Below are 15,361 nucleotides of genomic sequence, written 5' to 3'. Positions count from 1 at the left end.
TTCCGGGGGTCGTTTGCCCATGAGCCACATACCCAAGGCGGAGTACGCCCGTCGGCGCAAGGCGCTGATGGCGCAGATGGTCCCCAACAGCATCGCCATCCTGCCGGCGGCAGCGGTGGCGATTCGCAACCGCGACGTCGAGCACGTCTATCGCCAGGACAGCGATTTCCAGTACCTGAGCGGCTTCCCCGAGCCCGAGGCGGTGATCGCCCTGATTCCCGGGCGCGAGCACGGCGAGTACGTGCTGTTCTGCCGCGAGCGCAACCCCGAGCGCGAGCTCTGGGACGGCCTGCGCGCAGGTCAGGAAGGGGCGATTCGCGACTACGGCGCCGACGATGCCTTCCCCATCACCGACATCGACGAGATCCTGCCGGGACTGATCGAGGGGCGCGAGCGGGTCTACAGCGCCATGGGCAGCAACCCCGAATTCGACCGACGGCTCATGGACTGGATCAACGTGATTCGCTCCAAGGCCCGTCTCGGCGCCCAGCCACCGAATGAATTCGTTGCCCTGGATCATCTGCTGCACGACATGCGCCTGTATAAATCGGCGGCGGAAGTGAAGGTGATGCGCGAGGCCGCGGCGATTTCCGCGCGTGCCCATGTGCGGGCCATGCAGGCTTGCCGCGCCGGACTGCATGAATTCAGCCTGGAGGCCGAACTGGACTACGTGTTCCGTCAGGGGGGCGCGAAGATGCCGGCCTACGGCTCGATCGTCGCCGCTGGGCGCAACGCCTGCATCCTGCATTACCAGCAGAACGATGCAGCGCTCAAGGACGGCGACCTGGTGCTGATCGACGCGGGCTGCGAAATCGACTGCTATGCCAGCGACATCACCCGCACCTTCCCGGTCAGCGGGCGCTTCTCGCCTGAGCAGAAGGCGATCTACGAGCTGGTGCTGGAGTCTCAACACGCCGCCTTCGCCGAGATCGCGCCCGGCAAGCACTGGAATCACGCCCACGAGGCGACGGTGCGGGTCATCACCGAAGGGCTGGTCAGGCTGGGGCTGCTGCAGGGCGAGGTCCAGGCGCTGATCGACAGCGAGGCCTACCGCGCCTTCTACATGCATCGCGCCGGACACTGGCTGGGCATGGACGTGCACGACGTGGGCGAATACAAGGTCGGTGGTCAGTGGCGCGTGCTCGAACCGGGCATGGCGCTGACCGTCGAGCCGGGCATCTACATCGCCCCGGACAACACGCGCGTGGCGAAGAAATGGCGTGGTATCGGGGTTCGAATCGAGGACGACGTGGTGGTCACCAGAAAAGGCTGTGAAATCCTCACCTCAGGCGTGCCGAAGACGGTCGCCGAGATCGAGGCCTTGATGGCCGACGCGCGCAAGGACGTGGCATGAATCGGGTCAATCTGGCGATCATCGGCGGTGGTCTGGTCGGTGCCAGCCTGGCGCTGGCCTTGCAGGCCGGGGCCAAGGCGCGTGGATGGCGCATTCTGCTGATCGAGCCGTTCGCCCCCGGTGACAGCTTCCAGCCCAGCTACGATGCGCGCTCTTCAGCGCTGTCCTTCGGCACGCGGCAGATCTACGACCAACTGGGCCTATGGCACGGTATCGAGCGTCGCGCCGAGCCGATCCGCCAGATCCAGGTGTCCGATCGCGGCCGCTTCGGCGCAACGCGCTTGGATGCCCAGGAGGAGGGCGTGCCGGCGCTGGGCTACGTGGTGGAGAACGCCTGGCTCGGCCAATGCCTGTGGCAGGGCCTGGACAGCGAAGTGGTGAGCTGGCGCTGCCCGGCCGAGGTCAAGGCGTTGCAGCCGATCGCCGGCGGCTACCGTCTGCAACTGGACGACGACACCCGCGTGGAGTGCGACCTGGCGATTCTTGCCGATGGCGGCCGCTCCGGCCTACGCGAGCAGTTGGGTATCCATGTGCGGCGCATCCCCTATGAGCAGAGTGCGCTGATCGCCAACATCACCCCTGGCCAGGCCCATCGCGGCCAGGCCTTCGAACGCTTCACCGAACAAGGCCCCATGGCCTTGCTGCCGCTGCCGGAGAATCGCTGCGCGCTGGTCTGGACCCGACAGGGCATGGACGCGCGGCGCCTGGCCGACCTCGACGAGCGCGCATTCCTCGGTGAGTTGCAAGAGGCCTTCGGTTATCGCCTGGGGGCCTTGCGCCAGGTCGGCGCACGGCATCTGTATCCGCTGGCGCTGGTCGAGGCCCAAGAGCAGGTACGTCCGCATCTGGTGGTGCTGGGCAATGCCGCGCACAGCCTGCACCCGATTGCCGGCCAAGGCTTCAACCTGTCGCTGCGCGATGTGCAAGCCTTGGCCGAGGCCTTGCTCGCCGGTCCGCAACAGCCGGGCGACCTCGCCACGTTGCAGGCCTACCGTGAACGTCAGCGCCTCGATCAAGCCTTGACCATTGGCTTTTCCGACCAGGTCACACGCCTGTTCGGCACGGCTCAGCCGCTGTTGGCCGGCGGTCGCAACCTCGGCCTGCTGGGCCTGGACCTGCTGCCCCCGGCGAAAAGTTGGTTCGCCCGCCAGGCCATGGGCCTGGGCACTCGCGCCGATCTGCGAGGCCAGGCATGAGCGATGCGCGCAAGCTCGCCCGTCGCGCCCGCCTGCTGCGCTGGCTGCTGAATCTCTACCCGCCCTACCTGGGCGCCGGCATCCGCGTGCAACGCATCAGCCCGGACATGCGCAGCGTCAAGGTGCGCATGAGCCTGACGCGCTGGAACCGCAACTACGTCGGCACCCAGTTCGGCGGCAGCCTGTATTCGATGGTCGACCCCTTCTACATGCTGTTGCTGATCGAGCAGCTGGGCAGCGAGTACATCGTCTGGGACAAGGCTGCCAGCATCGACTTCATCGCACCGGGCAAAGGTCCGGTGTTCGCCGAACTGCACATCGACGATGCCCTGCTGGACGACATCCGCCAGCAGACGGCCAGTGGCAAGAAATGCCTGCCGCGTCTGCAGGTGGACATCCGTGACGGCGCTGGCGAGCTGGTGGCCCGCGTCGACAAAACCCTATATGTGCGGCTCAAGCCGCAAGCGAGGCAGGCGTAAGGCATGGACATGCGCGCGGATCTGTTGATTGTCGGAGCCGGTATGGTCGGCAGCGCCCTGGCGCTTGCCTTGCGCCACAGCGGGCTGCAGGTGCTGCTGGTCGATGGCGGGCCTCTGTCGGTCAAGCCGTTCGAGGCGGCGGCGCCCTTCGAGCCGCGGGTCAGTGCCCTGTCGGCCGCTAGCCAGCGCATCCTTGAGCGCCTCGGCGCCTGGGAAGGCATCGCCGGGCGACGCGTGTGTCCATATTCGGACATGCAGGTATGGGACGGCAGCGGCACCGGGCAGATCCACTTCTCGGCGGCCAGCGTGCATGCCCAGGTGCTGGGCCACATCGTCGAGAACCGCGTAGTCCAGGACGGCCTGCTCGAGCGCCTGCACGACAGCGATGTCGGCCTCGTGCCCAATGCCCGTCTGGAACAGCTGCGTCGCTCCGGTGACGAGTGGCTGGTCACGCTGGCCGACGGTCGACGCGTGCGCGCACCGTTGGTGGTGGCGGCCGACGGCGCCCACTCGGCGGTGCGTCGCCTGGCCGGTTGCGCCACCCGCGAATGGGATTACCTGCATCACGCCATCGTCACCAGCGTGCGTTGTAGCGCGCCGCACCAGGCCACGGCCTGGCAGCGCTTCACCGACGAGGGGCCGCTGGCGTTCCTGCCGCTGGCGCGCGATGGCGGGCAACACTGGTGCTCGATCGTCTGGTCCACCACGCCGGAGCAGGCCGAGCAGGCCATGGCGTTGGACGACGCGGCATTCTGCCGGGCGCTGGAGCGCGCCTTCGAGGGGCGCCTGGGCGAGGTCGAGCATGCCGATCCGCGCCTGTGCGTGCCGCTGCGTCAGCGCCATGCCAAGCGCTATGTGGACGAAGGCCTGGTGCTGATTGGCGATGCCGCCCATACCATCCACCCACTGGCGGGGCAGGGGGTCAACCTGGGGTTCCTCGACGCTGCCGTGCTGGCCGAGGAGCTGATGCGCGCCAGCGAGCGTGGCGAGCGCCTGGCGGACGTCAAGGTGCTGAGTCGCTACGAGCGCCGACGCATGCCGCACAACCTGGCGTTGATGGCGGCCATGGAGGGCTTCGAGCGTCTGTTCCAGGCCAATCCGCTGCCGCTGCGCTGGCTGCGCAACACCGGGCTGAAAGTGGTGCAGGACTTGCCCGAGGCCAAGGCGCTGTTCGTGCGTCAGGCGCTGGGCTTGAGCGGCGATCTGCCGGCGCTGGCAAAAGCCTGAGGGTCAGCCGTTCCTTTGCAACATCTGGAAACGGCTCAGTGGGTGAGTAGGCAAATGAGATTCACTACCCTTTGCGCCTCACTTACCCCTGGAGCCCTCGCCATGTCGCCCCGCAAGCCTCTGTTCGCCGCCCTGGCGCTGACCCTGTTCGCTGGCACTGCCCAGGCGGCGGACGACGAAGTGGTGGTGTATTCCTCGCGCATCGACGAGTTGATCAAGCCAGTGTTCGACGCCTACACCGCCGAAACAGGGGTGAAGATCAAGTTCATCACCGACAAGGAAGCGCCGTTGATGCAGCGCATCAAGGCCGAGGGCCAGAACGGCGTGGCCGACCTGCTGCTCACCGTCGATGCCGGCAACTTGTGGCAGGCCGAGCAGATGGGCATCCTGCAGCCGATCAAGTCGGACATCATCGACCGCAACATTCCGCCCCAGTACCGCGCCGCTTCCCATGACTGGACGGGCCTGAGCCTGCGGGCGCGGACCATCGTCTACGCCAGTGACCGGGTCAAGCCCGCTGAACTGAGCACCTACGAAGCCCTGGCCGACAAGCAGTGGGAAGGCCGCCTGTGCCTGCGCACGGCGAAGAAGGTCTACAACCAGTCGCTCACCGCCACGCTGATCGAGGCGCATGGCGAGGCCGAGACCGAGAAGCTGGTCAAAGGCTGGATCAACAACTTGTCCACCGATGTGTTCTCCGACGACAACGCCGTGATTCAGGCCGTGGCGGCCGGTCAGTGCGATGTCGGCGTGGTCAATACGTACTATTACGGCCGTCTGCACAAGATCGATCCGAACTTGCCGGTGAAGATCTTCTGGCCTAACCAGGGCGACCGTGGCGTGCACGTCAACCTGTCGGGCATCGGCCTGACCCAGCACGCGCCTCACCCGGAGGCGGCGAAGAAGCTGGTGGAGTGGATGACCGGTGAGCAGGCGCAGAAGCTGTTCGCCGACATCAACCAGGAGTTTCCGGCCAATCCCAAGGTCAAGCCGTCGGACGAGGTCGCGGCCTGGGGCAGCTTCAAGGCTGACAGCCTGCCGGTGGAGGTGGCTGGCAAGCGTCAGGCCCAAGCCATTCGCTTGATGGACCGGGCTGGCTGGAACTGAGTCATGAACCTGATCGCGGGTTCACCCCGCGATCGCCGCAACGCAATCACCCCTGCCACCGGACTCATCCACTGTGCCCCACACTCCCCAACGCCGCTGGTATGTCCCGGTCTCGCTCATCGCTGCCCTGGTGCTGCTGCCCCTGAGCGTGCTGGTGCTGTCCTGGCAGTCGATCGATGTTCAGATCTGGTCGCACCTGCTCGACACCCAGATGAGTCGTCTGCTGGGCAATACCTTGACGCTGGTGGTGGGTGTCGGCCTGGGCGTCACCCTGCTCGGCGTCAGCCTGGCGTGGCTCACCAGCCTCTGCGAATTCCCCGGCAGGCGCTGGCTGGACTGGGCGCTGATGCTGCCCTTCGCCATTCCGGCCTACGTGCTGGCGTTCGTCTTCGTCGGCCTGCTGGATTTCGCCGGTCCCGTGCAAAGCGCGTTGCGTGAACTGTTCGGTCCTCTGCGCCTGCCCCGTGTGCGCTCCACCGGCGGTGTGATCGTGGTGCTGGTGCTGGTGTTCTATCCCTACGTCTACCTGCTGGCTCGCAGTGCGTTTCTGGCCCAGGGCCGGGGGCTGATGGAGGCGGCGCGGGTACTGGGCCTCTCACCGCTGCAGGCCTTCTGGCGGGTGGCGTTGCCCATGGCGCGGCCGGCGATCGGCGCCGGCGTCGCCCTGGCGCTGATGGAAACCCTGGCCGATTTCGGCGCGGTCGCGGTGTTCAACTTCGATACCTTCACCACCGCCATCTACAAGACCTGGTACGGCTTCTTCAGCCTGTCCAGCGCCGCGCAGTTGGCCAGCCTGCTGCTGTTGGCGGTCATGCTGGTGCTGTACGGTGAGCGCCGCGTCCGTGGCGCGACGCGCAGCGCCAACGAGCGTGCGCGTGGCCAGGCCCTGTATCACCTGCGTGGACTCAAGGCCCTGGCCGCCAGTGGCTGGTGCCTGCTGGTCTTCGCCTGCGCGTTCGTGATTCCGCTGCTGCAACTGCTGGCGTGGTTCTGGCAGCGTGGCCGCCATGACCTGGATGAGCGCTATGCCGGGTTGATCCTGCACACCCTCTCTCTCGGTGGCATGGCGGCGCTGATCACCGTGTGCGTGGCGCTGGTGCTGGCCTTCGCCCGACGCCAGGCGCCCAGTGCCTCGATCCGCGCCGGCGTCGGGCTGGCCAATCTGGGCTATGCCTTGCCGGGATCGGTGCTGGCGGTGTCGATCATGTTGGCCTTCAGCTACTTGGATAACCACCTGGTGATCCCGCTGTCCAGTTGGCTCGGTGGCGCGGGCAAGCCATTGCTATTGGGGAGCGTATCCGCCCTATTGCTGGCGTATCTGGTGCGGTTCATCGCCGTGGCCTATGGGCCGCTGGAGAGCAGCCTGGCGCGAGTCAGGCCCTCGCTGCCAGAGGCTTCGCGCAGCCTGGGCGTGGCCGGGCCGCGATTGTTTTTCAGGGTGTATCTGCCGTTGCTGGTGCCGGGCGTGTTGAGCGCTGCGTTGCTGGTCTTCGTCGATGTGCTGAAGGAAATGCCGGCGACCTTGCTCATGCGTCCGTTCGGCTGGGACACCCTGGCTGTTCGCGTCTTCGAGATGACCAGCGAAGGGGAGTGGGCGCGCGCCTCGCTGCCGGCCCTGACCCTGGTGCTGGTCGGGCTGCTGCCGGTCATCCTGCTGATCCGTCGCTCGGCGCGCGGCCCTGGGCAAGCGTGCTGAGGGTGTCAGCCCTGGCCCATGCCGCTACAATGCGCGGCATTCGCCGAGGCCGGTCCTGCAATAGCCCGCGCTGATCGAACAGCGCCGACCGCCTCTGCCTCGCCACGCCCGGAAGGAGAAACCCATGGGACAGCGCACGCCCCTGTACGACCTGCACCTGGCGCTTGGCGCCAAGACGGTCGACTTCGGTGGTTGGGACATGCCCCTGCATTACGGCTCGCAGGTCGAAGAACATCATCAGGTGCGCCGTGATTGCGGCGTTTTCGATGTTTCCCACATGAGTGTGATCGACCTTGACGGTGCAGATGCCATGCCCTGGCTGCGCCGTCTGCTGGCCAACGATGTGATCCGCCTCGACCGCACCGGCAAGGCGCTCTACAGCCCGTTGCTCAACGAGCAGGGCGGGGTCATCGATGACCTCATCGCCTACCGAACCGAGGCGGGCTACCGATTGGTGGCCAATGCCGCCACCCGCGACAAGGTGCTGGCCTGGTTGAATGCCTGCTGCGCAGGCCATGCCGTAAACCTGGTCCCGCGCACGGATCTGGCCATTCTGGCCATCCAGGGCCCGCAGGCGCGCGAGAAGGTCGCAGCGCTGCTGAGTGCCGCGCGGGCGGCGCTGATCCGCACGCTCCAGCCGTTCGAGGGGGTGACCGACGGGGACTGGTTCATCGCCCGCACTGGCTATACCGGCGAGGACGGTCTGGAAATCATCCTGCCGGCCGATCAGGCGGCCACCTTTTTCTACGATCTGGTCGGCGCCGGCATCGCGCCCAGCGGCCTCGGCGCGCGCGATACCTTGCGTCTGGAAGCCGGTATGAACCTGTACGGTCAGGACATCGACGAACGCCATACGCCGCTCACGTCCAACCTGGGCTGGAGCATCGCCTGGGAGCCGGCAGAGCGCGATTTCATCGGGCGCAGCGGTCTGCTCGCGGAAATCGAGCGTGGGGTTGAAGAGAAATTGGTCGGCCTGGTATTGGAAGAACGCGGTGTCCTGCGCGCTCATCAGACCGTTCGCGTCGCCGGGATTGGCGAAGGAGAGATTACCAGTGGTAGTTTCTCTCCTACGCTGATCAAGTCCATCGCCTTGGCGCGTGTACCCATGGCCACGGGTGAGCGTGCCGAGGTGGAAATTCGCGGCAAGTGGTATCCGGTGCGCGTGGTCAAACCCACCTTCGTGCGCCACGGCAAGATTCTGATCTGAACCATTACCGGCGGTACGCCGCTAGCCAATCGAGGAAAACGACACATGAGCAATATCCCCGCCGACCTGCGTTTCGCTGAAAGTCACGAGTGGGCTCGCCTGGAGGCTGACGGTAGCGTCACTGTGGGCATCAGCGACCATGCCCAGGAAGCCCTGGGCGATGTGGTCTTCGTCGAACTGGCCGAAGTCGGCAAGGTGTTCGCGGCGGGTGATGCCGCAGGTGTGGTCGAATCGGTCAAGGCTGCGTCGGATATCTATGCACCGGTCGGCGGTGAAGTCATCGCCGTCAACGAAGCACTGGCCGACAGCCCGGAGCAGCTCAACGAAACACCTTACGAGGCCTGGATCTTCAAGCTCAAGCCGAACAATGCGGCCGAACTGGACAAGCTGCTGGATGCTGCCGGTTACCAGGCGGCCATCGGGGAATGAGTGACCGGGGCGGCCATCAGGCTGCCCCGCACTGCACGCGAGGTGACTACTTCGCGTCGAGGTTGCTGGCCAGGATGGCGTTGGCCAAGTCCATGTCGGTGGCTTGTACACCGGGGTTCTCAGCCCGTACCTGACGCATCGCGGCTTCCAGGTAAGGACCGCGGATCGCGCCGTCGCTGGCGACGAAGCTGCCAGCGTCGTCCTGTGCCGCCGCGACCAGCTTGTGGTCCTTGAAGGTCAGGTACGTGGAGGCGGTGGTCGCGCCGGAAGAGATGATGTCGCGCCAGGATGCCAGGGCGGAGCCCACGGGCAGAGACAGCATGACAGCGGCCGCAATGGCGGATTTGAGACGCATGTTGAATACCTCGGAAGGTTAGGGCGCACAGGTGCCTGATTCGATCGCTTTGCCTGAGGCAAGTTCCTTTGCGCGCAAGATAGGGGCGGTGCTCAGGGGCATACCCGCAGAACCTCCTGCAGGCTGGTCAGCCCCTGTGCAACCTTGTCTTCGCCGCATCGGCGCAAGTCCCGCATACCTCTGGCAAAAGCTTGCTGTCGCAGGCTTGCCAGGTCCATCCGGGCGCCGATTCGCGCTCGCAGAGCTTCGCAGAGCACCAGCAGTTCGAACAGTCCGGTACGCCCCTTGTAGCCAGTTCCGCGACAGGTCCTACACGACGCATCGTTCTCCCCTGACCTGCCGTGGCAAGCCACGCAAAAGGTCCGGACCAGACGCTGGGCCATGACCGCGATCAGCGTGGCTTTGATCAGGTAGTCGGCAACGCCCAGTTCCTGCAAGCGGGTGATAGCGCTGCAGGCGTCGTTGGTGTGCAGGGTGGAAAGTACCAGGTGACCGGTCAAGGCGGCTTGCACCGCGACCTGCGCCGTTTCCCGGTCACGGATTTCGCCGATCATGATGATGTCAGGGTCCTGGCGCAGCAACGCTCGCACTCCATTGGCGAAGCTCAAGTCGAGCGCCGGCTGGACCTGCAATTGGTTCAGGCCGGGCTCCAGCCGTTCGATGGGATCTTCGATGGTGCACAGGTTGATCTCGGGTGTAGCGAGGTACTTGAGGCTGGCATAGAGCGTGCTGGTCTTGCCGGAGCCGGTGGGGCCGGTCAGCAGGATAATGCCCTGGCGCCGGGCCAGCAGCGTTTGCCACTGCTCGAGCAAGCGGCCTTCCAGCCCCAGGCGCTCGAAGTCTTCATGCAACTGTTCCGGATCGAAAATGCGCAGCACCAGCTTTTCGCCGAAGGGCGTTGGTAGGGTGGACAGGCGCAATTCGATTTCGCTGGCGTCGGGCAGACGGCTTTTCAAACGACCATCCTGAGGGCGGCGTTTCTCGGCCACGTCCATTCGCCCCAGATGCTTCAGGCGGCTGACCAGTGCCAAGGTCACGCTGCCCGGAAACACGTACACCGTGTGCAGCAAGCCGTCGATGCGATAGCGCAGTTGGCCCTGATCGCCACGTGGCTCCAGGTGGATATCGCTGGCGCGCTGCTCGACGGCGTACTGCAGGAGCCAGTCGGCGATGTGCACGATGTGCGCGTCGTCGGCGTTGTTGGCCGTCGTTCTGCCACTCTGTTCCAGCAAGTGTTCCAGTGCGCCCAAGCTGGCGCGCTGCTGCTGGGCACCTTGTACCGAATGCGCCAGGTGCTGGTAGGTGTGCGTCAGTTGGCGCAGTTGCGCCGGATTGGCCAGTACGCGACGGATCGGCTGGCCAAGGCTGCGCCCCAGGTCGGCCTCCCATTCGCGCTGATAGGGCTGGGTACTGGCCACGGTGACCGCGGTGTCGTCCCTGTCCACGGCGAGGATGCCATGACGGCGAGCGAAGGCCGGGGAGATCAGGTCCGCCACCCCGGCCAGGTCGATAGTCAGGGGGTCAAGGCGTACATAGGGCAGGCCGGTCTTGTCTGCCAGCCATTGGCAGAGGGTATCCAGATCCAGTGTATGACCGGGCCGCAGGCGGTCTTTCAGGGACAGGCTGGCGAGAATCTCCAGGGGATGGCTCGGCGGGTGACTGGTGTGCTCGAGCACGCGCAGCGTATCGGCAGGGTCCAGGCGCTGCTCGGCCAGCAGCGCTTCGAGTAGGCGATTGAGGTCGAGGCTGTGATCGTGTGGGCTGTGCATGGCGGCATCCTTGCCGGGCTGCTGAAGGCCTGGGCAAGCTTAGCCGGGGTTGAAATATGGTCCGGTAAAAATGGGTTTCTGGATCTTGCGCGGTCGCAGCGGCATCGACGCGCCTCAGCCAACGACGACTTCCGACAGCCTGGGTACGTTTTCCAGCAGTACTTCGCCCACGCACACCAGGTTGCGCATTTTCTGTGCGATCACACCGGCACGGTGCCAGCTCAGTCCGGCGATACCGATTTCCACGTGCAGCACGTCATCGTGCTGACAGACCTGCACACTGTGTGGCGTGAGAAATTGCAGAGCGAACAGGTTCAGCACTCGACACAAGCTGTCGGGTTCGGCCTCGATATCCAGGCGATAACGCACCTCGGTAAGGTGGACACTGGCCGCCCAGGCATCGCTGCGCGTGGGGGTGTCTTGGCGTTCGAGTGCATTCATGAAGGTCTCCCATTGGATGCAGAGCATTCTCCCAGGTCGAAACAGGCATTTCTTCGTTATTATTCCTCGGTTGAACTAAGGCTGAGACTAGATCAAGTCTCATAACCGTAAATAAAAGGATCAATCATGCACGGCCAACTGGATGCCTATGACCGGCGCATTCTCGAATTGCTCCAAGAAGATGCGTCCTTGTCCAGCGCGCAGATCGCCGAGCGCGTGGGGCTTTCCCAGTCCCCCTGCTGGCGACGGATACAGCGGTTGAAAGACGAAGGGGTCATCCGCGCTCAGGTCACCCTGCTCGATCGCCGTAAAGTGGGTCTGAACACGCAGATTTTCGCGGAGGTCAAGCTCAACGCCCATGGTCGCTCCAACTTCACCGAGTTCACCGAGGCGATCCGTGGATTTCCCGAAGTGCTGGAGTGCTACGTGCTGATGGGCTCGGTGGACTTCCTGCTGCGGATCGTCACGGCCGATATCGAGGCCTACGAGCGCTTCTTCTTCGAGAAGCTGTCGAACGTGCCGGGGATCCAGGAAGTGAATTCGATCGTGGCGCTGTCCGAGATCAAGTCGACCACCAGCCTGCCGCTCTAATGCAAACTGCGGGCGCAAAAAAACCGGCGCTGTGGGCGCCGGTTCGGTCAGGCTCGAAACCTTCAGAGGCCGTCGAGCATGGCTTTGTTGCGTACCGCGCCTTTGTCAGCGCTGGTCGCCAGCAGCGCGTAAGCCTTCAGGGCGGTGGTCACCTTGCGTGGTCGCGCTTCGGCGGGCTTCCAGCCTTTCTTGTCCTGATCGGCACGGCGCGCCGCCAGCTCCTCGTCGCTGACCAACAGGTTGATCGAGCGGTTGGGAATGTCGATCAGCACCTTGTCGCCATCCTTCACCAGACCAATCGCGCCGCCCGACGCCGCTTCCGGAGAGGCATGGCCGATGGACAGACCCGAGGTGCCGCCGGAGAAACGGCCGTCGGTGAGCAAGGCGCAGGCTTTGCCCAGGCCCTTGGACTTCAGGTACGAGGTGGGGTAGAGCATTTCCTGCATGCCCGGACCGCCTTTCGGACCTTCGTAACGGATGATCACGATGTCGCCGGCCTTCACTTCGTCGGCGAGGATGCCGCGCACGGCGCTGTCCTGGCTTTCGAAGATCTTGGCGGTGCCCTCGAACACGTGGATCGACTCGTCCACACCGGCGGTTTTCACGACGCAGCCGTCCAGGGCGATATTGCCGTACAGCACGGCCAGGCCACCTTCCTGCGAGTAGGCGTGTTCGACGCTGCGGATGCAACCGTTCTCGCGGTCGTCATCGAGCGTGTCCCAGCGAGTCGACTGGCTGAAGGCGGTCTGGGTCGGGATGCCGGCTGGGCCTGCCTTGAAGAAGGTGTGCACGGCGGCGTCATCGGTCTGGGTGATGTCCCACTTGGCGATGGCTTCTTCCATGCTGCGGCTGTGCACGGTCGGCAGGTCCGTGTGCAGCAGCCCGCCACGGGCCAGCGAGCCGAGGATGCTGAAGATGCCACCGGCGCGGTGCACGTCTTCCATGTGGTACTTCTGGATGTTCGGCGCCACCTTGCACAACTGCGGTACCGTGCGTGACAGGCGATCGATGTCGCGCAGGTCGAAGGCCACCTCGGCTTCCTGGGCTGCGGCCAGCAGGTGCAGGATGGTGTTGGTCGAGCCGCCCATGGCGATGTCGAGCATCATGGCGTTCTCGAACGCCTTGAAGTTGGCGATGTTGCGCGGCAGCACCGACTCGTCGTTCTCGCCGTAGTAGCGCTTGCACAGCTCGACGATGGTGCGTCCGGCAGTGAGGAACAACTGCTCGCGGTCGGCGTGAGTGGCGAGGGTCGAACCGTTGCCCGGCAAGGCCAGGCCCAGGGCTTCGGTCAGGCAGTTCATCGAGTTGGCGGTGAACATGCCGGAGCACGAACCACAGGTCGGGCAGGCGCTGCGCTCGTACTCGGCGACTTTTTCGTCGGAGGCCGAGGAATCGGCGGCGATGACCATGGCATCGACCAAGTCCAGGCCGTGGCTGGCCAGCTTGGTCTTGCCAGCTTCCATCGGCCCACCGGAGACGAAGATCACCGGGATGTTCAGGCGCAGGGCGGCCATCAGCATGCCGGGGGTGATCTTGTCGCAGTTGGAGATGCAGACGATGGCGTCGGCGCAGTGGGCGTTGACCATGTACTCGACGGCGTCGGCGATGATCTCGCGGCTGGGCAGCGAGTACAGCATGCCGTCATGGCCCATGGCGATGCCGTCGTCCACGGCGATGGTGTTGAATTCCTTGGCCACGCCACCGGCGCGTTCGATTTCTCGAGCGACCAACTGGCCCAGGTCCTTCAGGTGCACATGACCCGGGACGAACTGGGTGAAGGAGTTGGCGATGGCGATGATCGGCTTCTTGAAGTCATCGTCCTTCATGCCGGTGGCACGCCACAGCGCGCGGGCACCGGCCATGTTGCGGCCGTGGGTGGAGGTCTTGGAACGGTAATCAGGCATGACGCACTCCTGGCGGCTTGATCAGGTCACTGGTAAGGGGAGTGAGCTTCGCTTGTCCTTGGCGCCGCAGGCCGGTTGCCGCTGCACGGATGGGGCCGGGACTGCGCGGGATCGCCGCGTGCCTGGCCAGAGCTCATAAACCCGCCTGGGGATGTCTGGCGATGAATAGGCCGATTCTACACCGCTGGGGCGGTGAGGAAATGGCGATGTGTCTGGACGGTGGCTTTCACGACTCGCTGCGGTAGTTGTAGGACTTGTCCCAAACGCGGGTTGGGCGGTGTTCTTTCCTCGCCGCGCTCCCTATGATCCCCGCGCCGCATGTGCGGCTTCACGAGCTACTACCTCAATGGACCTTCCCAGTTTCAGTTCATCGCGAACTTGCATTCTGGCACTGAGCGCGCCGTCGCCAGGGCTTGCGAAGGCTTGAGCCCGTGCGGCTGAGGTCAGCAGGCGCCTGTCACGGCGCCTGGAGAATCTCCCATGCACTACACCCCATCCAATCCGCTCGAACTGCGCCAGGCCGCCCAGGCGCAGCGGGACCGGTTTCTGCAGGCCGAGACCTACGAGGCCGGCACGGCAGGTGGGCTGATGATCAGCCAGTACTCTCACCTCGACAGCGGGCTCACGGCCAGTCAGGCCATCGACATGTTGCGCCGCGAGGCAGCAGATGCTGAAACCATCTATCAGTCCTACGTGGTGGATGCCGCGCGCAACCTGCTTGGCACCCTGTCGCTGCGCGAGCTGATCCTGGCGGCGCCCGACCAGCCGATAGACGCCATCATGGTGCGCAAGGTGCTCTGCGTCAGCACCGCCACACGCCAGGAGGAAGTCGCGCGGCTGATCCGCGAGCACGACCTGCTGGCCGTGCCGGTGCTCGACGAACTCGGGCGCCTGGTGGGCATCGTCACCTGCGACGAGGCACTGGACGTGATGGTGGAAGAGGCCACCGAGGACTTTCATAAAGGCGCGTCGATCACCAACCACATCGGCAATCTCAAGGACGCCACCATCGGCCTGATGTACCGCAAGCGTGTGCTCTGGCTGGTGGTGCTGGTGTTCGGCAACCTGTTTTCCGGGGCCGGTATCGCAGCGTTCGAAGACACCATCGCCGCGCACATCGCCCTGGTGTTCTTCCTGCCCCTGCTGGTGGACAGCGGCGGTAATGCCGGTGCCCAGTCCGCGACCTTGATGGTGCGCGGCCTGGCCACGGGCGAAGTGGTGATGCGCGACTGGATGCGAATGCTGGCCCGCGAGTGCGGCGTGGCACTGGCCTTGGGCGGCACCATGGCCGTGGCCGTGGCATCGCTCGGCATATTGCGCGGTGGGCCGGAGATTGCTGTGATCGTGGCCAGCAGCATGCTGGTGATCGTGCTGATCGGCAGCCTCATCGGCATGAGCCTGCCGTTCCTGCTCAGCCGCTTCAAGCTGGACCCGGCCACCGCCAGCGGCCCGTTGGTGACATCGATCGCCGACGCAGTGGGCGTGTTGATCTACTTCGGTATCGCTTCGGTGGTGCTGGAGTTGTGAGGCTGGCGCAGACGTAGTGACAGGGGGCATGCAGGCCTGGGAGCTCGTCCTCAGCCGGGCGCGCGCGTCGGGTCGGACG

General features: G+C 65.0%; 14 protein-coding genes. 10 read left to right on the top strand and 4 right to left on the bottom strand.

The genetic code is table 11. From position 1 onward, the window contains the following. Nucleotides 1-19 precede the first annotated feature (19 nt). The 8 genes from pepP to gcvH all read left to right on the top strand — a co-directional run bounded on the left by pepP (nucleotide 20) and on the right by gcvH (nucleotide 8,695). On the top strand, nucleotides 20-1,354 hold the full coding sequence (gene pepP / locus ACK2SD_RS23535) for a Xaa-Pro aminopeptidase (RefSeq protein WP_412460980.1): 1,335 nt from the start codon (nucleotides 20-22) through the stop codon (nucleotides 1,352-1,354). Next, nucleotides 1,351-2,550, top strand: coding sequence for a 2-octaprenyl-6-methoxyphenyl hydroxylase (gene ubiH, locus ACK2SD_RS23530; protein WP_317870978.1), 1,200 nt, complete (start codon nucleotides 1,351-1,353; stop codon nucleotides 2,548-2,550). Before pepP ends, ubiH begins: the two co-directional genes overlap by 4 nt. After that, nucleotides 2,547-3,029 (top strand): DUF4442 domain-containing protein, encoded by a 483-nt coding sequence (locus ACK2SD_RS23525; RefSeq protein ID WP_039582510.1) that lies wholly within the window; start codon nucleotides 2,547-2,549, stop codon nucleotides 3,027-3,029. Before ubiH ends, ACK2SD_RS23525 begins: the two co-directional genes overlap by 4 nt. A gap of 9 nt (nucleotides 3,030-3,038) precedes the next feature. Beyond that, nucleotides 3,039-4,256 carry a 2-octaprenyl-3-methyl-6-methoxy-1,4-benzoquinol hydroxylase gene (locus ACK2SD_RS23520; protein ID WP_167335986.1) on the top strand — a complete coding sequence of 406 codons (1,218 nt, stop codon included), beginning with the start codon at nucleotides 3,039-3,041 and terminating at the stop codon, nucleotides 4,254-4,256. A 102-nt stretch (nucleotides 4,257-4,358) separates the two neighbouring features. Continuing rightward, nucleotides 4,359-5,363, top strand: coding sequence for an extracellular solute-binding protein (locus ACK2SD_RS23515; RefSeq protein WP_295486161.1), 1,005 nt, complete (start codon nucleotides 4,359-4,361; stop codon nucleotides 5,361-5,363). A gap of 73 nt (nucleotides 5,364-5,436) precedes the next feature. Further along, nucleotides 5,437-7,059 carry an ABC transporter permease gene (locus tag ACK2SD_RS23510; RefSeq protein ID WP_412460979.1) on the top strand — a complete coding sequence of 541 codons (1,623 nt, stop codon included), beginning with the start codon at nucleotides 5,437-5,439 and terminating at the stop codon, nucleotides 7,057-7,059. A gap of 124 nt (nucleotides 7,060-7,183) precedes the next feature. Next, entirely contained in the window at nucleotides 7,184-8,266 is a 1,083-nt protein-coding gene (gcvT, locus tag ACK2SD_RS23505; RefSeq protein ID WP_412460978.1) for a glycine cleavage system aminomethyltransferase GcvT, read from the top strand. Between the two features lie 45 nt (nucleotides 8,267-8,311). Further along, complete coding sequence (gene gcvH / locus ACK2SD_RS23500) at nucleotides 8,312-8,695, top strand: glycine cleavage system protein GcvH (protein ID WP_029612403.1); 384 nt, start codon at nucleotides 8,312-8,314, stop codon at nucleotides 8,693-8,695. Between the two features lie 46 nt (nucleotides 8,696-8,741). Here the strand turns inward: gcvH and ACK2SD_RS23495 are convergent, their stop codons facing one another. The 3 genes from ACK2SD_RS23495 to ACK2SD_RS23485 form a co-directional block, all read right to left on the bottom strand. After that, the gene (locus ACK2SD_RS23495) at nucleotides 8,742-9,050 is read right to left on the bottom strand and encodes a DUF2388 domain-containing protein (RefSeq protein ID WP_039582522.1); all 309 of its coding nucleotides are present in this window, start codon (nucleotides 9,048-9,050) and stop codon (nucleotides 8,742-8,744) included. A gap of 92 nt (nucleotides 9,051-9,142) precedes the next feature. Continuing rightward, complete coding sequence (locus ACK2SD_RS23490) at nucleotides 9,143-10,819, bottom strand: GspE/PulE family protein (RefSeq protein WP_412460977.1); 1,677 nt, start codon at nucleotides 10,817-10,819, stop codon at nucleotides 9,143-9,145. A 114-nt stretch (nucleotides 10,820-10,933) separates the two neighbouring features. Continuing rightward, nucleotides 10,934-11,260 (bottom strand): hypothetical protein, encoded by a 327-nt coding sequence (locus tag ACK2SD_RS23485; RefSeq protein ID WP_116889998.1) that lies wholly within the window; start codon nucleotides 11,258-11,260, stop codon nucleotides 10,934-10,936. A 126-nt stretch (nucleotides 11,261-11,386) separates the two neighbouring features. Between ACK2SD_RS23485 and ACK2SD_RS23480 the strand changes: the two genes are divergently transcribed. Further along, nucleotides 11,387-11,851, top strand: coding sequence for an Lrp/AsnC family transcriptional regulator (locus ACK2SD_RS23480; RefSeq protein WP_412460976.1), 465 nt, complete (start codon nucleotides 11,387-11,389; stop codon nucleotides 11,849-11,851). A gap of 62 nt (nucleotides 11,852-11,913) precedes the next feature. On the opposite strand, the gene ilvD is transcribed toward ACK2SD_RS23480, so the two are convergent. Continuing rightward, nucleotides 11,914-13,755, bottom strand: a complete 1,842-nt coding sequence (gene ilvD / locus ACK2SD_RS23475; protein WP_029612398.1) for a dihydroxy-acid dehydratase — start codon at nucleotides 13,753-13,755, stop codon at nucleotides 11,914-11,916. 480 nt (nucleotides 13,756-14,235) lie between these two features. Here ilvD and mgtE point away from each other — a divergent pair, with 480 nt between their 5' ends. Continuing rightward, nucleotides 14,236-15,282, top strand: a complete 1,047-nt coding sequence (gene mgtE / locus ACK2SD_RS23470; RefSeq protein WP_412460975.1) for a magnesium transporter — start codon at nucleotides 14,236-14,238, stop codon at nucleotides 15,280-15,282. Nucleotides 15,283-15,361: the final 79 nt, after the last annotated feature.

It is taken from the genome of Pseudomonas sp. SC11, assembly GCF_047039205.1.
Lineage (GTDB): Bacteria > Pseudomonadota > Gammaproteobacteria > Pseudomonadales > Pseudomonadaceae > Aquipseudomonas > Aquipseudomonas boreofloridensis.
The sequence above is the reverse complement of the archived record's forward strand: the minus strand, read 5'-3'. Positions and strand labels throughout refer to the sequence as shown.